Origin of the sequence: Methylobacterium ajmalii (genome assembly GCF_016613415.1) — a bacterium.
GTDB classification, from domain to species: domain Bacteria; phylum Pseudomonadota; class Alphaproteobacteria; order Rhizobiales; family Beijerinckiaceae; genus Methylobacterium; species Methylobacterium ajmalii.
Genome location: NZ_JACWCT010000124.1, coordinates 35695 through 59987 on the forward strand (window position 1 = coordinate 35695; position 24293 = coordinate 59987).

The 24293-nt window shown below is 63.7% G+C and carries 31 protein-coding genes; 18 read left to right on the forward strand and 13 right to left on the reverse strand.

The genetic code is table 11. The annotated features are described in order from the left end of the window. Positions 1 to 72 precede the first annotated feature (72 nt). Positions 73 to 390: a hypothetical protein gene (locus HPY23_RS23085; protein ID WP_139235024.1), complete on the forward strand. Its 318-nt coding sequence runs from the start codon at positions 73 to 75 to the stop codon at positions 388 to 390. Positions 391 to 445: 55 nt separating this feature from the next. Here HPY23_RS23085 and HPY23_RS23090 read toward each other — a convergent pair whose 3' ends face one another. The 7 genes from HPY23_RS23090 to HPY23_RS23120 form a co-directional block, all read right to left on the reverse strand. Continuing rightward, positions 446 to 1498, reverse strand: coding sequence for a tyrosine-type recombinase/integrase (locus HPY23_RS23090; RefSeq protein ID WP_091889677.1), 1053 nt, complete (start codon positions 1496 to 1498; stop codon positions 446 to 448). After that, positions 1488 to 1799, reverse strand: coding sequence for a hypothetical protein (locus tag HPY23_RS23095; RefSeq protein WP_236012753.1), 312 nt, complete (start codon positions 1797 to 1799; stop codon positions 1488 to 1490). The genes HPY23_RS23090 and HPY23_RS23095 overlap by 11 nt, the downstream gene beginning before the upstream one ends. Further along, positions 1796 to 2191 carry a helix-turn-helix domain-containing protein gene (locus tag HPY23_RS23100; protein ID WP_091889680.1) on the reverse strand — a complete coding sequence of 132 codons (396 nt, stop codon included), beginning with the start codon at positions 2189 to 2191 and terminating at the stop codon, positions 1796 to 1798. Before HPY23_RS23100 ends, HPY23_RS23095 begins: the two co-directional genes overlap by 4 nt. Further along, the gene (locus HPY23_RS23105; protein ID WP_091889682.1) at positions 2188 to 2418 is read right to left on the reverse strand and encodes a hypothetical protein; all 231 of its coding nucleotides are present in this window, start codon (positions 2416 to 2418) and stop codon (positions 2188 to 2190) included. Before HPY23_RS23105 ends, HPY23_RS23100 begins: the two co-directional genes overlap by 4 nt. Continuing rightward, positions 2415 to 2657 (reverse strand): hypothetical protein, encoded by a 243-nt coding sequence (locus HPY23_RS23110; protein ID WP_091889684.1) that lies wholly within the window; start codon positions 2655 to 2657, stop codon positions 2415 to 2417. The genes HPY23_RS23105 and HPY23_RS23110 overlap by 4 nt, the downstream gene beginning before the upstream one ends. 284 nt (positions 2658 to 2941) lie before the next feature. After that, positions 2942 to 3727 carry a hypothetical protein gene (locus HPY23_RS23115; protein WP_091889686.1) on the reverse strand — a complete coding sequence of 262 codons (786 nt, stop codon included), beginning with the start codon at positions 3725 to 3727 and terminating at the stop codon, positions 2942 to 2944. Between the two features lie 40 nt (positions 3728 to 3767). Then, a complete protein-coding gene (locus HPY23_RS23120; RefSeq protein ID WP_091889688.1) occupies positions 3768 to 4385 on the reverse strand; it encodes a helix-turn-helix domain-containing protein in 618 nt (205 codons plus the stop codon). 65 nt (positions 4386 to 4450) lie between these two features. Here HPY23_RS23120 and HPY23_RS23125 point away from each other — a divergent pair, with 65 nt between their 5' ends. The 5 genes from HPY23_RS23125 to HPY23_RS23145 all read left to right on the forward strand — a co-directional run bounded on the left by HPY23_RS23125 (position 4451) and on the right by HPY23_RS23145 (position 7071). Then, complete coding sequence (locus tag HPY23_RS23125) at positions 4451 to 4714, forward strand: helix-turn-helix domain-containing protein (RefSeq protein WP_139235025.1); 264 nt, start codon at positions 4451 to 4453, stop codon at positions 4712 to 4714. Further along, on the forward strand, positions 4714 to 5382 hold the full coding sequence (locus tag HPY23_RS23130; protein WP_091889690.1) for a hypothetical protein: 669 nt from the start codon (positions 4714 to 4716) through the stop codon (positions 5380 to 5382). The genes HPY23_RS23125 and HPY23_RS23130 overlap by 1 nt, the downstream gene beginning before the upstream one ends. Beyond that, complete coding sequence (locus HPY23_RS23135) at positions 5379 to 5522, forward strand: hypothetical protein (RefSeq protein ID WP_165602063.1); 144 nt, start codon at positions 5379 to 5381, stop codon at positions 5520 to 5522. Before HPY23_RS23130 ends, HPY23_RS23135 begins: the two co-directional genes overlap by 4 nt. Then, entirely contained in the window at positions 5522 to 5713 is a 192-nt protein-coding gene (locus HPY23_RS23140; protein ID WP_091889692.1) for a hypothetical protein, read from the forward strand. Before HPY23_RS23135 ends, HPY23_RS23140 begins: the two co-directional genes overlap by 1 nt. A 395-nt stretch (positions 5714 to 6108) precedes the next feature. Continuing rightward, positions 6109 to 7071 (forward strand): helix-turn-helix domain-containing protein, encoded by a 963-nt coding sequence (locus HPY23_RS23145; RefSeq protein WP_091889694.1) that lies wholly within the window; start codon positions 6109 to 6111, stop codon positions 7069 to 7071. Positions 7072 to 7187: 116 nt separating this feature from the next. Here the strand turns inward: HPY23_RS23145 and HPY23_RS23150 are convergent, their stop codons facing one another. The 4 genes from HPY23_RS23150 to HPY23_RS23165 are packed head-to-tail and all read right to left on the reverse strand — an operon-like array spanning position 7188 to position 12829. Next, positions 7188 to 8672: a class I SAM-dependent DNA methyltransferase gene (locus HPY23_RS23150; RefSeq protein WP_091889743.1), complete on the reverse strand. Its 1485-nt coding sequence runs from the start codon at positions 8670 to 8672 to the stop codon at positions 7188 to 7190. Positions 8673 to 8683: 11 nt separating this feature from the next. Continuing rightward, entirely contained in the window at positions 8684 to 9523 is an 840-nt protein-coding gene (locus tag HPY23_RS23155; RefSeq protein ID WP_139235026.1) for an HNH endonuclease family protein, read from the reverse strand. A gap of 4 nt (positions 9524 to 9527) precedes the next feature. Continuing rightward, entirely contained in the window at positions 9528 to 11054 is a 1527-nt protein-coding gene (locus HPY23_RS23160) for an AAA family ATPase (protein WP_139235027.1), read from the reverse strand. Beyond that, positions 11051 to 12829, reverse strand: coding sequence for a restriction endonuclease subunit S (locus tag HPY23_RS23165; protein WP_200602174.1), 1779 nt, complete (start codon positions 12827 to 12829; stop codon positions 11051 to 11053). The genes HPY23_RS23160 and HPY23_RS23165 overlap by 4 nt, the downstream gene beginning before the upstream one ends. Before the next feature lie 276 nt (positions 12830 to 13105). On the opposite strand from HPY23_RS23165, the gene HPY23_RS23170 reads away from it, so the two are divergent. Then, a complete protein-coding gene (locus HPY23_RS23170) occupies positions 13106 to 13516 on the forward strand; it encodes a hypothetical protein (protein WP_091889698.1) in 411 nt (136 codons plus the stop codon). Positions 13517 to 13603: 87 nt separating this feature from the next. Continuing rightward, complete coding sequence (locus HPY23_RS23175) at positions 13604 to 14443, forward strand: hypothetical protein (protein ID WP_091889700.1); 840 nt, start codon at positions 13604 to 13606, stop codon at positions 14441 to 14443. A 43-nt stretch (positions 14444 to 14486) separates the two neighbouring features. On the opposite strand, the gene HPY23_RS23180 is transcribed toward HPY23_RS23175, so the two are convergent. Beyond that, the gene (locus tag HPY23_RS23180; protein ID WP_139235029.1) at positions 14487 to 15443 is read right to left on the reverse strand and encodes a hypothetical protein; all 957 of its coding nucleotides are present in this window, start codon (positions 15441 to 15443) and stop codon (positions 14487 to 14489) included. Between the two features lie 325 nt (positions 15444 to 15768). Here HPY23_RS23180 and HPY23_RS23185 point away from each other — a divergent pair, with 325 nt between their 5' ends. The 8 genes from HPY23_RS23185 (at position 15769) to HPY23_RS23220 (ending at position 21131) form a co-directional block, all read left to right on the forward strand. Continuing rightward, on the forward strand, positions 15769 to 16059 hold the full coding sequence (locus HPY23_RS23185) for a hypothetical protein (protein ID WP_139235030.1): 291 nt from the start codon (positions 15769 to 15771) through the stop codon (positions 16057 to 16059). Between the two features lie 79 nt (positions 16060 to 16138). After that, positions 16139 to 17020 carry a recombinase family protein gene (locus HPY23_RS23190; RefSeq protein WP_091889704.1) on the forward strand — a complete coding sequence of 294 codons (882 nt, stop codon included), beginning with the start codon at positions 16139 to 16141 and terminating at the stop codon, positions 17018 to 17020. A 22-nt stretch (positions 17021 to 17042) separates the two neighbouring features. Further along, positions 17043 to 17255: a hypothetical protein gene (locus HPY23_RS23195; RefSeq protein ID WP_091889706.1), complete on the forward strand. Its 213-nt coding sequence runs from the start codon at positions 17043 to 17045 to the stop codon at positions 17253 to 17255. Then, entirely contained in the window at positions 17248 to 17469 is a 222-nt protein-coding gene (locus tag HPY23_RS23200) for a hypothetical protein (protein WP_091889708.1), read from the forward strand. Before HPY23_RS23195 ends, HPY23_RS23200 begins: the two co-directional genes overlap by 8 nt. Before the next feature lie 280 nt (positions 17470 to 17749). After that, on the forward strand, positions 17750 to 18547 hold the full coding sequence (locus tag HPY23_RS23205) for a DNA-methyltransferase (RefSeq protein ID WP_244537670.1): 798 nt from the start codon (positions 17750 to 17752) through the stop codon (positions 18545 to 18547). Next, positions 18465 to 18812 carry an HNH endonuclease gene (locus HPY23_RS23210; RefSeq protein ID WP_175540051.1) on the forward strand — a complete coding sequence of 116 codons (348 nt, stop codon included), beginning with the start codon at positions 18465 to 18467 and terminating at the stop codon, positions 18810 to 18812. Before HPY23_RS23205 ends, HPY23_RS23210 begins: the two co-directional genes overlap by 83 nt. Positions 18813 to 18920: 108 nt before the next feature. Continuing rightward, the gene (locus tag HPY23_RS33255) at positions 18921 to 19379 is read left to right on the forward strand and encodes a P27 family phage terminase small subunit (RefSeq protein WP_091889712.1); all 459 of its coding nucleotides are present in this window, start codon (positions 18921 to 18923) and stop codon (positions 19377 to 19379) included. A 6-nt stretch (positions 19380 to 19385) separates the two neighbouring features. Next, the gene (locus tag HPY23_RS23220) at positions 19386 to 21131 is read left to right on the forward strand and encodes a terminase large subunit (RefSeq protein WP_091889714.1); all 1746 of its coding nucleotides are present in this window, start codon (positions 19386 to 19388) and stop codon (positions 21129 to 21131) included. Between the two features lie 181 nt (positions 21132 to 21312). On the opposite strand, the gene HPY23_RS23225 is transcribed toward HPY23_RS23220, so the two are convergent. After that, on the reverse strand, positions 21313 to 22110 hold the full coding sequence (locus HPY23_RS23225) for a DUF3800 domain-containing protein (protein ID WP_091889716.1): 798 nt from the start codon (positions 22108 to 22110) through the stop codon (positions 21313 to 21315). Between the two features lie 197 nt (positions 22111 to 22307). On the opposite strand from HPY23_RS23225, the gene HPY23_RS23230 reads away from it, so the two are divergent. Together HPY23_RS23230 and HPY23_RS23235 are read left to right on the forward strand one after the other, a co-directional pair. Next, complete coding sequence (locus HPY23_RS23230) at positions 22308 to 23591, forward strand: phage portal protein (protein ID WP_091889719.1); 1284 nt, start codon at positions 22308 to 22310, stop codon at positions 23589 to 23591. Continuing rightward, on the forward strand, positions 23563 to 24273 hold the full coding sequence (locus tag HPY23_RS23235) for a head maturation protease, ClpP-related (protein ID WP_091889721.1): 711 nt from the start codon (positions 23563 to 23565) through the stop codon (positions 24271 to 24273). Before HPY23_RS23230 ends, HPY23_RS23235 begins: the two co-directional genes overlap by 29 nt. Positions 24274 to 24293 lie beyond the last annotated feature (20 nt).

Genomic DNA, 24293 nt, shown 5'->3' on the forward strand with positions numbered 1-24293 from the left:
TTGCGGACTTAGATAGAAGTATAATGGTTCTTGCTTTTGCACCTTTTGATACTAACACACGGAGATTGTAATATGAGTGTTTCTCTTTTGCTTTCTGCTGCGCAGAACAACCCAAAGTCGCGTCTTGCGCAGGTAAGTAGCGGACTGCATTTTGACCTTGATGTCGCCGGTGAGCTGGCAACACGGCCAATTCCTGTTCCCTGCCCGACCGACCCAGATTTTGGCGAACCAGTCAACAAGTTGTTGCGATCGCTTGGCGTTGACCCAGAAGAACCTGCAAACTTCAGCGTTTACTATCTTCGAAAATACCCAGCGGTAACCGTTCAGCTTGGCGGCTATTTTGGGCTGAGTCTCACTCCAACCGGACCGAACTCTTTCGTCCTGAAATAGTCCGCGATGGGTCGGTAGTGGCCTGTCAAACGGTCAGGCTCAACGAGTTCTGACCCTAGCTGAGTGTCGGCGCTCGCCCCGGCTGGTTCCGCCGGTGCTCGTCCAGCTTCGCGATCGCCGACTCGGCCAGCGTCCGCGTGCGTGCCAGGTACCGGTCGAGGATGCGCTGCGCATGGGCCTGCGAGTGGCCGGTGATCGTCGCGATCTCCGGCACGGTACAGCCGGCTTCCGCCAGCATCGTCACCGCCGTGCCGCGCAGGTCGTGGAAGTGCAGTTCGGTGATGCCGGCCGCCGCGGCCGTCTCGGACCACACCTCGTGGAAGCGCCGCTTCGCCCAAGGGGCCCCCTGCGGCGTGACCAGGATCGTGTCCGCCCGGCGCGGGGCCGCCGCGAGGGCGGCGGCGAGCGCCCGGGTCGCCGGCACGTAGACCAGGCGACGGGACTTGCCCTGGCGCAGGGTGAGGGCCTTGCCGTCATAGGCGCTCCACGGCAGGGCCAGCAGGTCCGCCTGGCGCTGGCCGGTGTGCAGGGCAAGCATCAGCGCCAGCCGTAGCTCCGGCGTGCCGGCCTCCTCGAAGGCGGCGACGTGCTCGGGCAGCCAGATCAGGTCCGACCGGTCCGCCGCGTAGGCGCGGGAGAAGGTGGCGATCGGGTTGTGGCTGATGTGGCCCCAATCGAGCCCCCACGCGAAGACCCGCGCGAGCCGGGCGAGCTTGGCGTCGGCCGCCCGCGGGTGCCGGGCCGCGAGGCTCGCGTGCCATTTCAGGAAGGCCGGGCGGCTGCGCGGGTTCTGGACGATCGGGAGCGGGGTCGAGCCCCACTTCTCCTCGCAGGCCTTGAGGTCGAGGGCGCCGATCTCGCGCGTCGAGGCGGCGAGCTTCGCCCAGGCCGGCGAGGCCTTGTACTGGCGGATCAGCCACTCGACCGTGCCGGTGCTGCGCGCCAGGGCGGCGGCCCGCCCGGCCTCCTCGAACGAGGCCAGGAACTCGGCCGTACCCGGCTCGCCCTGGAGCCGGGTCCCGCTCGCCCGGTGATAGTAGTAGGCTTGGATGCTGCCATCTGCGAGGCGCTTGCGGACGGTGTTGATGCCCTTCAGCTTAACTCGCATGCTCGGCCAGCCAGGCGTCGATGTCGGGTTCGCCGCGGGCGATCAGGCCCGAGCGGCGATCGAGGGCGTGATCGATGGCCTTGCGGTCCCACCGGTGCGTGCCGCGGATCGGCCCGGGCACGATGCCCCGGCGCACCCACGAGTCGAAGGCCTCGACGGTCTCGCAGCCGCAATACAGCGCGGCCTGCTCGCGGGTGAGGCCCCGCGGCGTGAGGCCGGGCGGCAGCCGGCTTGTGCGCGGCCGCCTCACGAGCGCTCCCTCCGGATCGTGCCCGTCCGCCGTCTCCGCCGCGCGCGTCATGCCACGTCCTCGAGGCCGCGCTCGGGTGACGGCCGGATCAGGGCGAGCAAGCCCTGCCGGCGCGCCTGCGGCATCGCCGCGAAGAGATCGAGCAGCTCCAGGGCGCCGGGCGTGTCGAGAAGCTGCCCGATCCGGTCCTCGCCCGACCCGTCCTCGCCGCCATAGAGGCGGGTCACCGGCACCTCGAGCCGCGCCGCGATGGTGGCGAGGGCGGTGCCGCTGACGCGGTTGGCCCCCTTCTCGTATTTCTGCACCTGCTGGAAGGTGACGCCGATCGCCCGGCCGAGCTCGGTCTGCGAGATGCGCTTGGCGCGCCGGAAGGCGGCGATGCGGGCGCCGACCTGGGCGTCCTGCGGGGTGACGCGCCGCCCCTTGGGTCCCGGGCGCGTCATGGCCGGCGCCCGGCGAGCGGGACGAGGGCGGCGGTCTCGAAGACCAGGCTGCCGGGATCGACGCAGCAGGGCAGGATCTCGCCCTCGAACCGCACCCGCAGCTGCGCCCCGAGGCCCGGCACCGCCGGGGCGACCCGGCCGAGGCGCCCGGTGGGCGTGTGACGGACGCGGGCGCCGACGACCGCCGGGGCGCCGGGATGGGTCTGCCGGACGAGGTCGTAGGTCACGGCTGCGCCCTCCAGGCGGCCCGCGACGCCATCTCGGTGAGGTGGGCGAGACGTTGCGCGATCGCCGCGCCGTCCGGCCCGAGCTGGCCGGCGGCGATGAGCCCGGCGAGGGTGTCGAGGGCCGCGTGGGCGGCGTCCTGCGTCTCCTCCTGCACGGAGCGATCGCGGCCCGCGCGGAGCGCCAGGAGCGCGAAGGGCGGCTCGCCGTCGGGCCCGCGCAGGGCGGCGACGGCCTTCACCAGAGCGCCGGCGCTGCAGAATGGCAGGGCGATCTGCGCAAGGACCGGCGCGGAAGGCGCATCGATGATCAGATCTGCGGAGTACCCGAGAAAGACACTTGACCGTGTGTTGAGGCTTGATGGCTGGATCGTTTCCCGGGGCTCGCCCCGGTCGGACCCACCAGTCCCTGATGTCGATTGCATGACCGCACCCCCGGATCGGGTACGCCAAATTCCCCCATAATGGGGATAACCGTCAACCCCAATTCGGGGGAGATGGTGTCCGCGAGAGAGTCCGAGGCACGCTAAAGCGGGCGCCGGCGCCGGGAGAGAAGGCTGGATGCAGCTTTCCAGGCATCATCGGCCGCCGCTGTCGCAGACGCATAGGCTTCACCGGCCGCCGCGCCGGCCTTGGCGGCGGCATCGGCCGCCAGAGACTTCGTGCTCGACAGCGCCGACGCGGCGGCAGCCAGACGAGTCGACCCTTCTTCTGCCGGACCCGCCACTTGATCGCCGCTCGAACTCTGTTCGGTTGGGGGCTCCTTCGACGGGGTATGCGTCGGCGACGCAAGTTGCGGCAACGCCTCGCTCCTCTCGAGAGCCGTCGGCACAATCGGCCCCATGCTCCACTTCGGCGGGATCAGGATGGCCTCAGCCGCGCGGCGTTCCGCAGCCGCCTGGCGCGCCATCCGTGCGTCAGCCTGGATCTGACCAGCGACTCCCTGGTCGCAGACGCAGATGAAGCCACGCCCGTCATCGAAGACGACCTGCATGAGAACCCGCTTGTCGCCGGCTCCCAATGCTCCGAGCGCCGCCCCGATCGCAGCGGCCGTGACACCGATCGCGCCCACCATCGCCAGGGGCGCGACGAAGAGGCCGACCACCATGGCCGCCGGGGCGTACTTGATGCCACCCCCGATCATGCCGCGCAGCGACGCGCCGATATTGCGCTGGATGAAGCTGGCGTTTTCCTCGGCGGAAGCGACCTGATCGACAGGCAGAACGAGCCTATCCGCCAACCGAAACTGTCCTGGAACGTAGCGTGCGCGGCCGGTCCCGAAATGCCCGCCCACCAACTCCATCTCGGCCATCGCGCATCCCCCGGGGCATTGCCCCTCCGTGCCGCCTCTTTCAGCGCGGCTTGATCCAAGTCACTTTGGCCGTCGACACGACGCGGACGTTCCGGATCGGCTCATGGCCGTTGCCGAACAGATCATAGAGGCCGGGCTCGCGTCCGTGGAAGATGCGCCGCATGCGGGTTTCGCCATCCGCAACGCGAACGAGGCACAGGGCGCCGATCCATTCGTCAGGAACCCCGGGACGCTCCTCGTCGTGATAGATAAGCCAATCTTCTTCAGCCACGCCCGGCAACGCATCACCATCCGAAACGATCAGACACATCGTAGATGACGTTGCGTCCTCGGGGCGAGGTGCCGTTTGAAAATCTTCGGGGCTACCTGAAAAGTAGGTAACCAAACCGCCGCGCTCGACCTGGCCCACGATGCGGATCGCGAACCGGCTGCCGATCACCTCGACCTCGGGCACCTGATAGATCTCGGCGGCACGCGTGATCCGATCCGCGGTCAGGCGGCGCTCGCCCCGCTCGATCTTCTCGTAGCCTTTGGTGGACAGGCCCATCGCATGGGCGGCGAGTTCCATCGTCCACCCACGCCGCTGTCGCAGCTGCTTCAGATTGTTCCCCATTGTGGAGGGACCATGCGGCAGCCCCCTCACGACGTCGCCCCCCATTTCGCAGTTAACGCCCCTTGACCAACTCCCCCGAAATGGGGGAGTTTAGGCCATGGTGGTGACTCATGAAGCTCGATCATTGGATGAGGCTGAACGCCTGCACCCCGCGACAGCTCGCGGCCGAAGTGCTGGCGCATCTTCCTGAAGGCGAAGGCTGCTCTCCCAAGGCCGTCGAGAAATGGCGCTACGGCCAGAGGACGCCGCGCCGGACGAAGATGCGAGCATTGACGCTCGCGACCGCCGGCGCCGTCACCGCGAACGACTTCGCGGATGCGGGAAGGGACTATGGCCCCACCTCTTCCTTTCCTGCGCATCAGGGAAGGCGCTGATGACCGCCCCCCTCACCTGCCTCGAGCTGCATGCCGCCATCCTGGGGGTCGCGGCCTGCCAGAAGGTCCGCCGGGTCGCGGCGGCTGCGGTCGGCGGCGCGGTCGCCCGCGCCACCGGAGTTCCGGCCGGGATCGTGGATTGCCTGCCCGATCTCCCGGCCTTCCTCGCCTCTCTCTCCCAGCATGGCGCCTCCCCGCCTGCCGGACCCACCCCGGATGCGGCCTCGACGCAGACAGCGTCGGAGATCGCCATGGGACATTCTTCCGAAAGCCGGGGCCAAACCTGGCCGCAAAGCTGGTCGCTGTGGGAGCGCCAGATCGATGCCGCCGGCATGGTGCGCTGGCTCAAGGCCCGTTACCCAGCCAAGACGGCGGCCTGCGTCGCCGCCGACCTGAACGTGCCGCTCGACACCGTGACCAAGTGGCTGGCGCGGGAGAATTTGCCGAACGGGCGCACGCTCGTCCTGATGATCTGCGTCTACGGCCCGGAATTCCTGGCGGCGCTGCTGCGCGATCCGCCGGACTGGCTGGACCTGGCGGCCAACGAGGCGGATCAGGCGCGGCTGGCGGCGCAGCTCGCGGCCCTGCGGGCCGAGCTCGACCGGCGCGAGGCGGAGGCGCCGCGCCGCGGCTGGTGGTTCGGCCGGGCGGCGGAGGGCGCGCCGTGACCCGGCCCGCGCATGACGGCTGGCGCCGGGCCGGCTTCGCGCTGCTGGGCGCCTGGCTGGTGAAGGCCGGCACCCTCGCGGCCGCGGCGGCCAAGGCCTGCAACCAGGCGGCCCGCCGGCCACCGGAGGGCCGCCGCTGATGGCCCCGCGCCGGCCCACCTCCCCGTCGATCCTCGTGATCTGCCTGTGCGGCGCCATGGCGACCGTGCGGAGCGAGGCCGGGCGCTGGTTCTGCGCCGAGCACGTGCCGCAGCGCGACACGCCCCCGCCGGAGCCGCGCCCGCGGCCGGCGCGCCGCGAGCCGGCGCAACGCGACCTGTTTCGGCCATGACGGCGCGGTGCGGCCTCCCCCGCGCGGCTCGCACCCGGACTCCGACTCCCCTCTCCCCTTGCCGGTCCTCCATGCGCCCGCCTGATCGCCCAGGTGGCGGCCGAGCCCGCGCGCTCCGCCTGCCGCCCATCCGCGGCCCGCCCCTGCCCGGCCCTCCCCGCTCTTCCTGACCGTGCCCGTGCCGCGCCTCCCCTCGGGGAGCGCGCGGGCGTGCGCCCCCGTCCCGCCGCGGCGCGAGCCGTTTTTGGCGCAGGGCGGAGCCTTGCCGGAAGAGCCCTCCCGTCGATTCGCCGCCCGTCCGCTGCGCGCCCCTGCTCGCGCGGCGTCGGGCCTTCGCGCGCCCGGATCCGGACAGGATTCGCGGCGCACCGCTCCCCCTTTGCCGGTGTCTCGCCATGAGCGTGCAGGCCATCGCCTACGTCATTTCCCAGCGCATCGAGGATGCCGGCGCCAAGCTGGTGGCAATGGTGCTCGCCAACTACGTCGACGCCCGCACCGGCCTCGCCTTCCCGACGATCCGGTCGCTCGCCGAGGATGCGAGCCAGAGCGAGCGCACGGTGCAGCGCAAGCTCAAGGAGCTGTCCGACCTCGGGCTGATCACGATCCGCAAGGGGATGTGCCCGCGCACCGGCCGGCAGCGGGCCAACCACTACCTGCTGCACCTGCCGGGCGTGGTGCCGCCGAGGGGTGACACGGGTGCCGCTCCGCCGCCCGAGGCGCCCGCGAGGGGTGACAGCGTGACACCCCAGAATCCGGATGAGGGGTGTCAGCCTGTCACCGGGGAGGGTGACAGCGTTGTCACCCCCGAGGGTGACACTGCTGTCACCCCTCTAAAGGAATCCGTCATAGGAACCGTCAGAAGGGGAACCCCCCAACCCCCCGTGACCGGGGGGCCTGCGGACGGGCCGAATCCGGTTTCAGGGAAGGATCCGCCGCCAGCCGAGGCGGATCGCTTCCCCGCCCTGCTCGCCGCCTACCCGGAGCGCGGCCGGGCCTGGGCAAACCAGGCCGAGGCGCGGCGGCTGTTCGCGGCGTTGAGCCCGGCCGAGCAGGCCCAGGCGATCGCCGCGGCCGGCGCCTATGCGGCGCATTGCCGGGCCCATCCGTCCGGAACCCCGAAATACCTGCATTCCTGGTTGCGTAATGGGGTGTTCCGCAACCATGCCCCGGTTGCGCCCTCCCCGGCCGCGACGGCGCCGCGCTCGGTGTTCGTGCCGGCGGGCTCGCCAGGCTGGGAGGCGTGGAGCCGCCGCCTGCGCCAGCTCGGCCGGCCGGTGCCGGCGCCGGTGCGGTCGGATACGGCGAAGGCGGAGGGGTGGTGGTTTCCGACGGCGGTGCCGCCGGAGGTACGGATGTGATAGGGTAGGCTTTGCGAAAGGACGGGCGCGACCAATAGAAGCCCGAATTTGCAGGGCCTGAACCGCGAGGTCCGCTCGAAGCGAATTTCTTGAATATCTCTCCGCCAGATAAATTTTCAGCGCGAGCGAGTTAACTCCGCCATATGCTGCAGAGCTGACGTGAGATCGCCAACAATCTGCGATGTGAGTTCGTCTAAGTCGTTAGGCCCTAGACTCCTAGAACGAGCACGATCATTTATCCATGAAAGATCAAGGCTAGCTTTATCTCGCCGCAGGAGCTCTGCGACAGAATAGCTTCTCCAACGTCCCGCGGGAGTCTCGGGAGACCAAGTCGCAACGCGCTGCGTGCGGTCTGAAGGTCTGTATGACAAAACGAAATCGTCAAGATCTTCACGTTCGATCCGATTTCCACTCATAGAAAATCGCATGTCTGTACGCAAATCATAAACCCAGAGACGCCGCTCAGGATCCAGATTTTCTAGCGGCACTTTGTCGAAGAAGAGGACGCTCGCATTCACGCTTTGTGCATAAAAGATGCCAGTCGGAAGGCGAAGTAAGGTATGTACGTCAAAACGATCAAGAAGATTTCTTCTCACAATCTCTGAGGGGCCACCACCTGTCAACACGCCTTCCGGAACAACTATCGCTGCACGGCCATAAGGAGCTAACACGCTAGCAACATGTTGGACAAAATTCAATTCTTTGTTGGTTGTCGATACCCAGAAGTCGCCGCGAAAAATGGTGAGTGTATCAGCTGCGCCATCCCGTTCGCGTGTAACCACTGAAACGCTGGAGCGCTTGCCGAAAGGCGGGTTAGTGAGGATAATATCAAAATTATCTTGGCAACTATCTGACAGGCTGTCCGCTATCTTAATCGGCAATGTTGATCCGTCGTTTGAGCCAATTCCATGGAGTAGGAGGTTCATAGCAGCAAGACGTGCTACCTCTGGGACAAGCTCGGTGCCACGGATCGCTTTGTTTTGAAGATAAGCCTGATCTTGTTGCGACAAATCTGGGTTTAGATTGCGCAAATAGTTAACAGCCGCGATAAGAAATCCAGCTGTACCACATGCCGGGTCATGAATTGTTTGACCAATTTGTGGCTGCACGCATTCGATTATAGCGTCGACGACCGGTCGTGGTGTAAAATATTGACCTGCCCCGCTTTTGGTATCTTGAGCATTTCTTTCTAGAAGCCCTTCGTATGCATCGCCTTTTACATCAGTATTGAGCGCACTCCAATTGCGGCGATCTATTAAATCGATGATCAGTAGCTTCAACTTAGCAGGATCACGGATCTTATTTTGCGCTCCGCCAAATATAAGCCCGAGCATTCCACTTGACATTCCAAGACGATGTAATAGATCGCTGTAATGAACGTGAAGTTCTTTACCAGTTTTTGAGACTAAGCTTGGCCAATCATTTTCAGAGGAAACAATAGAAGATTTTTCTGGGTAAGATATTGATTGTTCATGTGCCATCTTAAGAAATAGAAGGTAAGTAAGTTGTTCGACGTAATCAGGATACGACAACCCATCATCTCGCAATATGCTGCAATAACTCCAAAGTTTTTGGACGATTTGACGGGAAGAATTGGACATTCTTGCGCTCCTTAGAGAATGCCATCAATCCATGGATGGCGATCGTCTCGAAATCCACGGACCATATCTCGGGCAGCTGTGGAAAATTCAGCCTGCTCCTGAAGCAAAGCGGTTAACCGACCAACAACGAAGTTGTAGCTTGCCTCAGCTGCGGCGTTGCCTGCTTGCCAGTTGTCAAAACATATTTTGCCAAGTCCAACTAGGCTTTTAATACTATTAAATAAACTTATTCGGTCTTCGACTATTTCTTTGTGGTTAAGGTGGTAAAGTTCGATTGAAGTGTTGGCTCGTAACCAATGAATGGCATGGATTGTTTTACTAATGCGGGATTCGACTCGACCTTCTTCATTGAAGTACAATAAAGTAGTATCTCCAGGTTTGATGGGATCTAAGAGAGTTGGATTTTCGCCATCAATGCCGCTCTCGTCAAAAGCTCGAGCGTCCTCGATCAACAATGGAAAATGATCGTGCTTACCGCCACCTGTGCCATCCTCTACATTAACGCGTCTTGAATTGCAAAATGTGCAGCTATAACGAAAATTTTTCCAATCAAAGGCACGCCACCAGTAGCCAGGATGGGTATCATCTGCCTCGACGGGCTTAGCCTTTGGCCGGAAATGATCGATAGCCTTGTCCGATCGATTTTCCCGCGCTTCACAATACCAACACTTACTATGTGATAGTTGAGAAAGAACTGGTGCTAACTCACGCCATACGGTACGATACTTGTTGATCGCTGCCGACCTTTTGTCTGGTGGCGCAGTCGCTACTTCTGCCAAAGCCGCTGCCGCACGTGTCTCCCAGCCCTCAGGTAGCGCAGCTCCTGCGCGATCCAAGTCGACGTGCCTCACCGAACTACTCTCCCCGGAGCAAGAGCTCGATTACTCGATCTGCAAGACGCTCTCGTTCCTTTATTTGCTCTGGAGTAAGCAATGCAGCCTGCATGCCCATTTCTATTTCCAGCCTCGACATCGCGTTCACAAACGGCTTATAGAGCGGATCACGCACGGTGGTTGTGAAATCCAAAGAACCTAATCGCTCGTTTAAGTCGCCCAGTTGACGCCGCTCATCATCACTAAGGTTGTCCTTCGTCGCCAGCTCTCGCTTGCGGTCGAGAGCAGATAGTGTTTCTGGATCGAGCGAAGATCGCAGGCCGTACAATTCGCTTGTAAGCAGCGCAGCAACGCCCATTCCCTTGGGGTCCTCCTCTGGGTGGGATGCCACTACCTGCCCATTATCAGAGCGGTGCATAATTGAAACTTCCGAAGCAGTGAGACTGGCAACTACAAGAGGATCGTGAGTAGTCATGACTATTTGAGAAGTACTTTGATCCTTTATATGATCTTTCAGTAATTTTGTATACTCAATACTCCATGCCGGGTTAAGATGAGTGTCGGGCTCGTCTAGAAATATCAATCCTTCCTCTTCTTCAATAAATTTCAACAATCCAAGCACCATAAGAAGCTGTTGCTCACCTTCACTCAGCTCTCGAAATGTAAGAGAATTGTCTACTCCGACGATATCAACACCGGTTCTAACATCTTCGATCAAATCAGATATATAAAGGCTCTCAAGGGCTTTGAAGAACTCTTGTTGCCCGGGGTAATTCTTTGCAAGTTCCATTAAATCGGCTTTATTTTTCAGGAAGAGATATAGTCGATCTCCATTTCTCGACCGAAGAGGTGCGAGAGATAGGTCATAGAGGCGTGCGAGTAGGTCTCTGACCACGCCCCGCGCTCCCCAAAAGCGAGGGTCGCCGGGGTCGTCTCCAGAGCCGCGTCGATGCTTGTTGAACCAAGCTGGCTTCTTGAGCACGAACAACACAGACTCTAGATCGCGGACGCGCAAAAACCGATCTAATATCCTACGATCTTCTTCTTCTCGACGGAAAAACGACAAAAGAACGAATTGGCTATGCACGAGTCGTGCATATAAAAGCGGCCGCAGCGGACGATCAACGCCTGCCAACAGGTCCGCCGCGAACGCCCGTTGATGAGGAGCAAAGTGCGACTCCATTCTATTGCTTGGGCCCGAATAATAACCAAAAACGAAACTTGGAAGATATTCTCCTCCGGCCCTTCTAGTAAATCGCTTGGCGCTTACTGGCTGCCCATTCACGGTAATATTCATCAGCGTTTTTTTGCGGCTAGGATCTGCGTCTATTTTTACATCAGCTCCGCGGCAAGTATATTCAAGACGGTAGGCGAAAGCGGGCGGAGCGCCAAGATCAAGATCTCGGAATATAATGATCAAGGCCTCAAGTACATTTGATTTTCCAGTGCCATTTGGGCCGACCAAAACATTAGTGAATGCATCTGCGAAATTTATTTCAAATCCGCGAAGGTTCTTGAATGAGTTGAGATGCAAATGTCGTACTCTCAACGAAGTGCCTCCGATAGTGATAAATGCACCAATCCTTGCCCATCTTGGATTTGTAAAATGCGGCCGGCAAGATGTTCACGTTTCAATTCTGAAAAAAAATCTTCTATAAGGTCTTCTCCTACACCTGAGCGCGCCAAGAGCTCCTCTGGCGTCAAAGGGCCTTCTGCAGCGGCCAGCACGTCAAGCAAGGACGTCCGAGGGCCCTTACGTGTCTCTGGTTGCTTTCGCATTGCTGCGCCCTTGATGTATGTAGATAAATTTGAAGCTGCTTTGATTTTCTCGATCTCGTCAATGAGTTCTGCGGCGGTGTCTTCATTGTTTTCAAATCTTTCCACAAGTCTTCCGGTAAACGCGTGCGATAGTGCCATGCTGCGAGCGGCATCTACGCGCTCAAGAATTAGGTTCAATCGTGTGGTCAATAATTGTGCGATGTCGAGACGGCGAGAAGCCTCGGCGACAATCCGTTCCTGCTCAGCTAGCGGCGGTAATGGGAATTCGAGATTGGCAAATCTGCCTGCGCTGAGATGCGCAATGTTAGTCGTCCACCTCGATATTTCGCGAAACTTTCCAAGATGAAGATAAGCACGAAATACTAGCAGAGCGTAGCCGGGACTGACGCCTGGGTAAGCGCGAAATCGAATCAGGGTCATCTGAAAGCATACGCCGGGTACTTCATTCCGGTACATAGCAGCACGCCCTACTAAATCTGGACTTTGACCTTCATTTAGGAGGATATCTCCATATTCAAGCTTATACGTAAGAAACTCACTCGGCGTGAAATTCATTTCTAGTATGCTATTTGTATCTATGCGATCTTCGAAAACATTTGCCACTCGGAGGTATGGTCTCATATGTTCTCCGGTGTGCTGCTTGGGCTCTCGCTTTCGGCCTAGCGTCACCGATCCTACCTGCTCAACACGCGCCCATACCCACCCTTCAGGGAGATCGGAGTTTGAGTTTATATTTAATCCATATTTGTCAGATTTATCTTCGGCTTCGATCGACGGATGAGGGTTCCCCGGGAAATTCGATGACGATGGCAGGTCTGCTAGCTCTTTGAGCAAGGCGTATCCGTCGTCCGCGGCTCGTCCCTCTGCGCGAGCGAGTTCAGCCTCAGTAGGAACTAACTTACCGGTAGCTGCTGATATAACGACTAGTTTCTCATATTCGCGCAACTTACTGCGTGCGCTGTCAACAGCTTTAACAACGCTTTCCAAATGAGCAAATCGGCGCTTTAGTTCGGCGGCAATCAGCACCTGTTCTCCAGCCGGCGCAATGACAAGCGGCACTGTTTCTGTTAGGGTCCGATTGTTTATGCTCGCTTGGCTGACGTGCTGGGTGCTGCGCTGGCGTAAATAGCCCTGCCGCCAGAGATGCTGGAGTTGAAAGGCAATAAAATCAGTGGAGATAGGAGAAATAACGCGTAGGCGAGTTATATGGTTGGAAAATGTCCAGTCTTCGCTCTGATCGAATATTGCTGATTTGCCAACCAGCTCTGCGCTATTCGTGTTGTTAAAAGCAATATCCCCCCTCTGAAAAATTAGATTGTGAGTTTCGTTGACATATTTAATATGGTCGATGGAAATATTTCCATCTTTTGTAATGTTCATAGGACGTAGATGTGGCGTACCGTTCCCAGTAGTGTTATGGTGAGAAGTGCCGAAACCATTCCGTACGTCGCTGATCACTGCTCCAACTGTCGTCACAAGCCAGCGCTTCGGTAAAAGGCTAACGTCAATCGGATAGTCGGTGTCAGGCTCGAAGGGGCGCAGCATCAAGCTCGCTCGAAGGACAGGTAGCTCTCTAGCAGGCGATAGACGCTAGCTCAGTTAATCTCAAGGCGCTTTGCAACCTCCATAGGTTCCGACCGCTCCCCGCCCGGCGGTGGAAAGCGTGTTCATGGGGCAAATTTTCTCGTCGGCTCAGAGGGTAAGGCGTACTATCGAGTCGGGATTGTTCGTAGCAGGTGGTGCCTGCCGGACAGGACGCTGCTCGCATATGACGAGCACGCTACCGTCCGCCCCATGCCAGCTGCACTCGCCACCCGACACATGCCCGCCCCCACTCCCGACACCGTCGGCGCGCTCGACGTCATTCCCCTCACCCGCGAGGAGGTGAGGCTGTGGCTGGTCTACACCGAGCGAGGGGCTGCGACCGATCACCAGGCACGGGTGGCGATCCATAGCACCAACAAGGCGATCCGCTGGCCGGACCTCTACATCAAGGATTACGAGACGAGGCAGTATCTCAAGGCCTGGATCTATTGCGAAGCCCACGCCGAGAGCTTCCGGCAGGTGTGCCAGCAGCGCCGGGGATGGTCGTATCGCACGGGGTTGCGGCGCGTCGGGGAGGCCATCGAGACGATCACGGTGATGCTCAACTTCGAGCGTGCCGCCGCCGGAGGGGCGGCTTTGGTGCGGGATGGCGGGCTGGCGCCCGTCCGGCTGGACCCGCCGCCCTGATCCAGTCTGCGACCGCGTGGCACATTGCCCGTGTCACAGCGGGACCAGACGCAGGTGTTGCCCGTTTGTTTCAAGGGGTGGACACCGATGGACTCCGCCGACCGCCTCATCCTCCGGACGCCGCTCTACGCGGCCCGGGATCGCTACGACGGCGGCCGGGCGGTGACGCCGGGCAGTCTCGCCCGGCCTCGCCCGTCGGAGGGCGTTCGCTCCGCCGTCGCTGCCGTAGTGGATCCCTGGCCGGATCCGGAGCGCGATCCCCTCGCCGAGCCCGAGCGGGTCCACGTCACGGTCAACCGCTGCACCGATCTCCTGGAGCGCGAGGCCAGCCACGGCCGGATCAGCCGGGAAGCCTACCTCGTCGGGCGTGTCATCGCCGAGGTGTTCGAGCGCCGGGCCGGGCCGCGCGGGTCGGGCTCGCCGGAGGGCGGCAACCGGGTCGACCACACCGTGGCGCACGAGCTGGCGATCCTGCTCGCCATCGATGACGGCCGGCTGGTCGAGGGGCTGCTGGACCAGCTGCGCGAGGCGATCGGCACGGTGGGGACGCGGTTCCTGCATCAGGTCCTGGCCGAGGGGCGGGATTTCGCCGGCCTCGCCCGCGGGCTCGGCCGCGGCGACGGGCGGGCGGCGGTGGCCGGGGTGGCGCAGCGGTTCCGCGATCTCCTCGAGGATGTGGCGGCGGATTGGCTGGCGCAGCAATCGGGCCAAGGGCGCGAGACGGGCCGGATCGTCGGCTCAGCCCCGGGGCCGGCCGCTCCGTGCGAGGTCACGGATGCGGCGGGGTGCCTGGTGCCGGCGGGACAGGCTTACGCGGTCGGCGCCGACCCAGACGGGGCGCTGCGCTGGCAGCCGGCCTGGAAGCGGCGGGCGGCGGAGCGGCAAGCGCAGGCGGCGCTCGCTCGAACACGGAGATCGCGTACGTAGAGTTCGGGCTTCGCCAACTCAGTCGGATGCAAGTCGTTTATTATTAAATCACCTTAGCGTTTGATTTCGGAGAAATAATTCGAACAATCTTAGAAAGCGCGCCAACACCAGGATATGTGTCATATTCCGCACCTTCTGTTGCGTATACAAGCACAACAGCGCCGACCACATCATCTTCATGTAGATATAAAGCCACTTGTGTCATTGCGCGCTGGACCATTGTCTTAACATTTGATTTATTAATTACTCGCTTCAACTCGACAATTATTTTTTCCGAACCGCGACGTACCACGATATCCGCTTCGCTGCTTGCAAATTTGCTGTTCTGCTCAACAGAGACGTCAGACAGGATGGACAGCTCTGCTGATAGGAAGCCTGCGAGAGCACCCTCCAACCTATAATAGTCATGTGCATGGGAGTTCGTCGGCCCTGCAATGTCGATGTGAGTGCATGCAAACTCGCGAGCTTTGTTGGTTACAAGCTCGAGAAGAGGGGCTTTCTTTTCTGCGGGCGACAAATCCTGAGAGGGTGGTGCAGAAGCGGCAGCGGTAAAGGCTATTTTCCCGTCTATTTGATCTGTCAGAACTATCGCAAAAACTGTAACTGAAACTATTGCAATCAGCGCCTCATCTTCATCAAAATCAATCGTGTAATCATGCGCGGAGGGATTGCGCCATTCCTGGCGATAGTTAACAAACTGGTCTAGAACCTTCTTTCTAAGCAAGTTGTTTGATGCCAAAAACTGCTCAATATCGTATGGCCTGACTTTTTTTGGATCTTTTCCAGCCAAGACGCGATATGCCTCTTTGATGCTTCCTTCAAAGGCTTGATTGCAACGAAATATGACATCAGTAAAAAGTGTTTCGTCCGGCTCGCTTTGCCCTCTTAGAAAGTGTCGAACCGCGGCATCAATATGCGTCTTAACCGCCCTCAATCCATCTACGTGGGGACCATCGGGGAGTTCGCTGATCTTTTTTTCAAAAATACTTTGTATATCCATTAGCGTTCACCCGCACGGATTCGCCAGAGCATCATGTGGCTGCTGAGCAAGACACACAAGTGCGCTTGGCCGTGATCAATATCATATGCCCGCTTTCCACCTTCTGAGCATGCTTCAGAGTATGCAGCTTCGACTCCGATACAATTAGGGACTATCCGTTCAGGTACCTCCGGCGAGGAGCGGGTGCGCCCTTCCCCTCCAAATTTTGGTGGCTGCACACCGGAGACTTGCACTGCCGCAGTGAACCCGGCATGATTGCCATGTTCGAAGTGTTGCGCCCGCAGGCTGACCGCCTGGCGGGCGTTTCGCGTTTCTGGAGGTGGCCGTGCTTGATCCCCGTGTGGAGGCGCAGCAACTCACTACCTTCGCCGATCGCCTCGCCCGCCTCGCGCCCTGCCACCGCGATCCCGAGCGCTTCCATGCCGAGAAGCACGCCCTGGTCGGCGACCTGCGCTGGGCCGCCCGGGAACTGGACCTGCTGGCCCGCACCCAAGCCGCTCTCGGGGCCTCAGGCGGGCCGGCGCCGCGGGGGAAAATCCGCCTCGGCCTAGTGCGGATGGATGGGCGCGTGGTGCCGGTCGAGGCCCGTCGCCGCCGGCTCGTTCGGCCCCGATAACGCATTCTCAAGAGTATCGGTTTGTGGCGGTGCGCCACAATTCTGATATCCGATAAAACTCAATTAGATCAGAGGCTTGATGGCGTCGGTCGGCTCCCGGCGCGTCGGCCGGCTGCGTGCGCGCACCAAGGCCGCGGCCGCGGCGCAGGCCGAGACCAGCATACGGGCGGTGGCCTATGCCCGGGTCTCGACCGAGGAGCAGGCGACCAGCGGCCACGGCCTCGAGGGGCAGGACAAGGCGGTCCGTGCCTTTGCCCTGTCGCAGGGCTACGAGCTGGTCGCGGTCATCGCCGATCCAGGCGTCTCGGGCGCCACGCGGCCCTCCGAGCGGCCGGGCTTTTCCGAGGTCCTGGCCCTCGCCGAGGCCCGGGCCTTCGCGGTGCTGCTGGTCTACCGCTTCGATCGCCTCGCCCGCGAGATCCGCTACGCGGTCACCACCGTATCGGAGCTGGCCGAGCGCTACGGCGTGGTGATCCGCTCCGTCACCGAGCCGATCGACACCGCGACCCCGATGGGCCGCACCCTCTTCGCGATCCTCGCCGGTATGGCGGAGTCCGAGCGCTACGCCATCCGCGACCGGACCGCCGGCGGGCGCGCTGCCAAGGCCGGCCGGGGCGGCTATGCCGGCGGGCGGGTGCCGTTCGGCTATCGGCGCGACGGCGAGGGCCGGCTGCAGGTCGACCCGGCCCAGGCCCGGATCGTGCGGCGGATCTTCCGCGAGCGGGCCCGCGGGCTGACGCAGGGCGCGATCGCCGCCGGGCTCAACGCCGACGGCGTGCCGGGCCCGCGCGGCGGGCGCTGGCACCAGGCGCGGGTCGGCTACCTGCTCGACAACCCGAAGTACCGGGGCCTGTCGGAATACCTGTTTCGCTGGTCGGGGCAGGAGCAGCACGTGCTCTGCCCCGGCACCCATGCGGCGATCATCACCGAGCGCTCCGACGAAGGGCCTGCCGATCCATGATGCCTGCCCCGCGGGTCCGCTGATGCGCGCCGACGACACCGTCGGCGTGCTGCGCCGGCGCGCCCTGCCCTGCCTGTGCGCCCGCCAGCACGACGCCCTCGACGCGCATGGCCGCCCGATCCCCGGCAGCGGCCAGACCGCCCGGACGGTCGGCGCCTCCCTCACCCGCGGCCGCCTGCGCGAGCGGGTGGCCTGCACCGGCTGCCCTCGCACCTGGACCCGCGTGAATGGCTGAGACCTCCACTGCCGCCCTCGAGGCCCGCCTCGCGCAGCTCGCCGCGCAGCTGGCCGCGCTCGAGTATGCCGACAGCTTCGAGGGCTGGGCCGCACGGGCCCGGGCGCTCGATGACGAGATGGCGCGGGTGCGGGCGGCGCTCGACCGGCAAAAGACCTGCGCGGCGGCTGACGCAGGGGCCGGCTGCCTCGCCAAGGCGCCTTTGAGCGCCTAGACTGATCCTGCTCCGAAAGGAGGCGGGAGCCGGGGTGTCATCACCACCCCGAACCGCGTGGTTGGTGCCCACGCATGACCCTTTGCCGGCCGGACAACCGGTCACCCCGCCACCGCGCGCTGCGGCGGCAGGACCATAGCGCTAGGTCATGCCTCAACACCATTCCAAGGCCGCCACGGCGCGGCCAATCCTGCATGCGTCCGCTCCCGACGCACACCGGCTCCCCGCATCGGCCCTCCCCGGCCGGTGCGGGGATGCGCTCTCCGGTTTTCGCGAGGTGGTGCGGATCGGATCGGCGACGCTGATCCGGGCCGATGCCCTCGACGTGCTGGCGGCCCTGGCCGAGGCCGCGCCCGGGACCCTCGGCGCGGTGTTGTGCGACCCGCCCTACTCGAGCGGCGGCACCACCGCCGGCGAGCGGGCGCGGCCGCCGAGCCAGAAGTACCAGCAGAGCGAGCACCGCCACCTGCATCGCGACTTCGCCGGGGACACGCGCGACCAGCGCAGCTTCCTCGCCTGGTCGGCCCTGTGGATGGCGCGGGCCCGCGCGGCGGTGGTGCCGGGTGGGCTGATCGGCGCCTTCTGCGACTGGCGCCAGCTGCCGGTCACCACCGATGCCGTCCAGGTGGCGGGCTGGGTCTGGCGGGGCATCGTGCCCTGGGACAAGACCCAGGCGGTGCGGCCGGTCCTCGGCCGCTACCGGGCCCAGGCCGAGTACGTCGTCTGGGACTCGAACGGGCCGCGGCCGATGGCGGGCACCACCGCGCCGGGCTGCTTCTCGGTGCCGGTGCCGCGGGCGAAGCTACACATGGCGGCCAAGCCCGTCGCCCTGATGGAGGGGCTCCTCGCCATCATGGACGGGCCGATCCTCGATCCGTTCATGGGCTCGGGCACGATCGGCGCGGCCTGTCACACCCTCGGGGTGCCGTATCTCGGGGTCGAGCTCGATCCCGGCCACTTCGACGTCGCCTGCCGGCGGCTGGAGGCGCTGATCCATGCCGATGCGTCCGCCCCAGCATCGCCCTCGCGGCAGCCGCCCGGTCGAGGAGGCCCGCCGGGAGAGCCGCCGGGCCTATGACGCGCAGCGCCGCCGCACGAGCCCCTGGCGGGCCTGGTACGGCCTCGCCGCCTGGACGGCCGCCCGCGAGGCCCAGCTCGTCCGCGAGCCGCTCTGCGAGCGCCACAAGGCCCGCGGCGAGGTCGTCCCGGCCACGGTGGTCAACCACCGTCGGCCCCACCGGGGCGACTGGGCGCTGTTCATCGATCCGGCCAACCACGAGAGCGTCTGCAAGTCTTGCCACGATCGCGTCATCCAGCGCGAGGAGCGCGCGGCGGTCCCATGAGCAACCCCACCCCCCGGGTCCAAAGTCCCAAGGCCCCCACCGCCCGGACCGGTTGTTTAATCAGGAAAATGTGCGTGCGGTTTGGAGGGGATTTCTGGGGAGGGTGGAGTGGCGGGGCGTAAGCGGAAGCCGGATGCCCTGAAGCAGCTCGCCGGCACCGCGCAGCCGTGCCGGATGAACCCGGAGGCGCCGGTGGCATCCGAGGGGGAGAGCGAAGCGCCGGAGTGGCTGAGCGAGCGGGCGGCCGAGATCTTCGGCCAGCTCGCGGCGATCACCGACCGGATGCGGATCGCCTCGCCGGACGACGTGGCGATGCTGGCGCTCCTCGCCTCGCGGCTCGAGGAGATCGAGGTCTGCACCGCGGTCATCGAGGACCTGGGGCGGGTCTACCAGACGGTGAGCACCACCGGCGCCACCATGCATCGGGCTCGGCCCGAGGTCGGGATGCGCAACGAGGCGATGCGCCATGCCCAGGTGCTGCTGGCCGAGTTCGGGCTCTCGCCGGCGGCGCGGTCCAAGGTCTCGGCCACCACCCCGCCGGACGGAAACCCGTTCGCCGACCTGTGAGGAGCGATGGCGCACCCGTTCGTGGACCAGGCGAACGGCTACGCCCGGGATGTCGTCGCCGGCCGGATCCTCGCCTGCAAATGGATCCGCTTGGCCTGCCAGCGCCACCTGGACGACCTCGCCCGCCAGGACGAGCCGGGCTTCCCCTACCGGTTCGAGCCGGGGAAGGCCGAGAAGGTGTGCCGGTTCGTGCAGCTCCTGCCCCACACCAAGGGCAAGTGGGCGCGCAAGGCCGAGCGCCTGCGCCTCGAGCCCTGGCAGCTGTTCATGACCGCGGTGCCCTTCGGCTGGCTGCGCAAGGCCGATGGCCTGAGGCGCTACCGCAAGCTGTTCCTGCTGATCCCGCGCAAGAACGCCAAGAGCACCTGGGCGGCGGGCATCGCGCTCTACCTGTTCGCCGCCGACGGCGAGTACGGGTCGGAGGTCTATTCCGGCGCCACCTCGGAGAAACAGGCCTGGGAGGTCTTTCGGCCGGCCAAGCTCATGGCGCAGAAGACCCCGGCCCTGCTCTCCCATTTCGGGATCGCGGTCGGCGCCAAGAACCTGCACATCCTCGGCAACGGATCGCGCTTCGAGCCGATGATCGGCACGCCCGGCGACGGCGCCTCGCCGTCCTGCTCGATCCACGACGAGTACCACGAGCACGCCACCGACGAGCAGGTCGACACGATGGAGACCGGCATGGGCGCCCGCGAGCAGCCCCTGCTGATCATCATCACCACCGCCGGCGACAACCTCGCCGGCCCCTGCTACGCGCTCCAGCAGGAGGCGCAGAAGGTACTCGAGGGCGTGCTTGAGGATCCCGAGCTGTTCGCCCTGATCTACACGATCGACCCGCAGGACGACTGGACCTCGGAGGCGGCGCTCCGCAAGGCCAACCCGAACTTCGACGTCTCGGTCTCGGGCGAGTACCTGGTGACGCGCCAGCGCGCGGCGCGGGCGAACGCCCGCAAGGCCGGGGTGTTCAAGACCAAGCACCTCAACATCTGGGTGCAGGCGCGGGACGCCTTCTTCAACGTGCAGCGCTGGATCGAGAGCGCCCGGCCCGGCCTGGCGCTGGCCGATTTCCGCGGCGAGCCGTGCCGGATCGGGCTCGATCTCGCCAGCAAGGTCGACATCGCGGCGGCCGAGGTGCTGTTCGACCTCTCCCGCTGCGAGGGCGCGACGGCCGCCGGCTTACGGGCGGAGGGCTACCACTACGCCCGCTTCGGCCTCTACTTCCTGCCCGAGGCGACGATCGAGGCCGGCGAGAACGAGCATTACCGCTTCTGGCGCGACGCCGCCCCGCCCTGGCTGGTGCAGACCGACGGCGACATGATCGACTACGGCGCGATCCTGGACGCCATCCTCGGGTCCGAGGGCGCGGACGGGCAGCGCCGCGGCGGGCTTATGGGCGAGCACCAGGTCGAGGAGGTCGCCTACGACCCGCACCAGGCGACGATGCTGGTGACGGCGCTGATGGAGGCCGGCCTGCCCTGCATCGAGGTCCGGCCGCTGGTGCTGAACTTCTCCGAGCCGATGAAGCAGATGGAGGCGCTGATCCGGGCGCGGGCGATCGCCCATAACGGCGATCCGGTCTTCACCTGGATGCTGTCGAACGTGGTGGCCAAGCCCGACCGGAAGGACAACGTCTACCCGACGAAACAGAGGCCGGAGAACAAGATCGACGGGCCGGTGGCGCATATGATGGCCCTCGCCCGGTGCATGGCGGGCGAGGAGGTCGGGATCGGACGGGGGTTTGTGGAGCTCTAAGGGCACGTTCCGATCAGGGCGAAAGTCTGCCCGCGGCAATCTGATCCGCCGGTGCGGATCGGCCCGATGATCGACTTGACATCGGCCAGCCAGAGTCTAGATATCAATCCGAGGCGCAAGCCTCTTAGGCTCACCGCATGGGGGCCGCGAAATCGCCGAGGCTTAGCCTCGGCTTTTTCGTTTAATCGAAGCAGTAATATTTTACTCCAACATTTCGATTTTCGCTAGGGAATGCTAGATCAGAAATTCTAGCACGATCACGAATATGTCGATATAGATCAAATTTCTTATCGTACCCCGCTCTGGCAATTGCATAGATGAAGCTGTCGGCAATTTGAAGGAGCGGAAAAGACTTAGGTTTGTATTGTATACGGCCTAGGACATTTGCAAAATTCTCCTTTGACATTGGCTCGTATTTTCCGCTTGTTCCTTGATCAAAGGCAAGGCCGTTTTGTTTCAAATTCTCAAAATATCCAACAACCGTCTTATTAAAGCTGGGATCTGACTCGAATACTACGTGCAATTTTCTATCTTCCTTCATCGCAATTTTGGCGGCCCGCTTGACAGTAATATCGAAAGCGCTTCTGCAGAGCAGCCAGCGATTATTGCCGTGCTTCTGCAAGTATCCGCGGCCGACATATCCTGGACGATCAATAACGCAACCCATACCTATCACGGGCGCATCTGTTAGAACATTTTTCCAGTCTCCCCAGAATTCGTCGCGTTTCACCTGAGTCGTGCGTTCCAGCCAAGAAAAAGCCTTTTTCTCCGACCGCATATCTGTCAAATGCGCCGGCCCTCTCAACTTCCATTTTTCTGCAAAGCTATCAACGAGACTCCGCGCAGCATCATTGTCCTCTCCGCGCACAAGAATGCCGCCAAATGCAAACCAGTCGCGTCCCTCACGTGTAATATCAGGCTTTTTATCCGGATGACGATTTCCGGTTTCGTCTAGGTACAATGTGAATGGGCGGTTCATTTTCCGGGGACGCAAGCCAGAGTGCTGATTATCGACGTGAAGGGCGTGGACGGGTAAAGCCTTCGTTAGCGTCAACGAGAGCCGTTGGCACGAACGGGAGAGAAATGGGTTTACCCGGCCATTGCGCTTCCAATCTCAGGTGATCGTAAAGCCGTCAACCTGATTGCACCTTAATTCCTGCCTCGTGGAGACCGCTCGTGAACTTCTGGCGCCGCTCACCCCGCGCGGCCGCCGGGCCGCGCGTGGAGCTCCCCATCTCAGCCGCGACCACCGTCCTCTCCTCCGACGCCGAGGCCTGGAACGCCCTCCTCCCCGGCGGCTTGGCCGGCACGGTCTCGCCCGCCACCGCCATGCGCCACGCCGCGGTCTATCGCTGCGTCTCGATCATCGCCTTCGCGGCCGCGATGCTGCCGCTCAAGACCTACCGCGAGCTGGAGGACGGGGACCGCGAGCCGAGCCTCGACCACCCCGCCGCCGACCTGCTTCGCATCCGCCCCAACCCGCGCCTGAGCCGCACGCTCTGGCTGCGCACCACGCTCGCCCAGATGCTGCTACGCGGCAACGCCGTGACCTGGATCGAGCGCAAGGCCTCCGGCGATCCGGTGGCGCTGTGGCCGATCCCGTTCGAGCGCGTCGCGGTGAGCCTCGCCGGCGACCGCCTGCGCTACCGGCTCACCCTCGACACCGGCACCGCCATCGTGGTCGACCAGGACGACGTGCTGCACGTCCCCGGCTCGGCCGAATGGGACGGGGTCACGGCGATGACCCCGATCCGCGCCATGAGCGCCGCCGTCGGGCTCGGCATCGAGGCCGACCGCTTCGCCCAGTCCTACTTCGAGAACGACGCCGCGCCCTCGGGCTACATCTCGTATCCGCAGGTCTACAAGGGCGATAAGGACGAGCTGCGCGGCTTCTGGCGCCGCACCTTCGGCAAGTCGGGCCGCCACGCCGGCCCGGCCGTCCTCGACCAGGGCGGCACCTACAACCGCATCCCGATCTCGGCCCAGGACGCCCAGCTCCTCGACACCCGCCGGTTCCAGATCGAGGACATCGCCCGCATCTTCGGCGTGCCGCGCTTCCTGCTCGGCATGGACGAGACCAGCTGGGGCTCGGGCATCGAGGCGCTCGGCATCGGCTTCGTCACCTACACCCTTGATCCGCACCTCGTGGCGATCGAGGACGAGGTCAACCACAAGCTCTACGGCCGCGGCCGGCCGGCCCGGCCGGGGCGCAACCCGCCCCGCTTCCTCGGCGAGTTCGACCGCGACGTGCTGGTGCGCGGCAACATCGAGAGCCGGTTCAAGGCCTACCGCCTGGCGCTCGGCGGCTCCTCCGGCCCGGGCTGGATGACCCCCAACGAGGTGCGCCGCAAGCAGAACGACCGCGCCCGCCCCGACGGCGACGGCCTCGCCGCCTGGAAGGCCCCGACCACCCCACCGGAACCCGCCGCCGATGCACCGCCTGATCCAGCTCCTGAATAGCAATCGCGGCGCCGGCCACCGCCTGGTCCGGGCCGCCGACGGCGAGAGCGCGACGCTCTACGTCTACGATGCGATCGGCGAGGCCTACGGGGTCGATCCGCAGGCCTTCGTGCGCGACCTCCAGGGCGTCACCGCCGGCACGCTCCACCTGCGGATCAACTCGCCGGGCGGCGACGTCTTCGGCGCCCGGGCGATGAAGACCGCCCTGGAGCAGCACCCGGCGAAGGTCGTCGCCCATGTCGACGGGCTCGCGGCCTCCGCCGCCTCGTTCCTGATGCTGGCCGCCGACGAGATCGCGATCGCGCCCGGCGCCTTCGTGATGATCCACGAGCCCTGGTCCCTGGCGCTCGGCACCGCCGACGACCTGCGCGGCTCGGCCGACCTCCTCGACAAGGTCGGGCTCGCCATCGCGGCCGATTACGTCCGGCGCACCGGCAAGCCGCAGGACGAGGTCCTGGCGCTGATGAAGGCCGAGACCTGGTTCGAGGCCGAGGAGGCGATCGCCGCCGGGCTGGCCGACCGCAAGGCCGAGGCCCCGGCGATCGGCAACGCCTTCAACCTCACCGCCTACCGCAACCCGCCGGCGGCCCTCGCCCACCGCCCGCCCGACACCTTCGCGGCGGCGGCGGCCGAGCACGGCCGCTACGCCGCGCGCCTCGCCCTCTACGAGCGCGCCGCCTGATCCACCCAACCCCCGTTCCC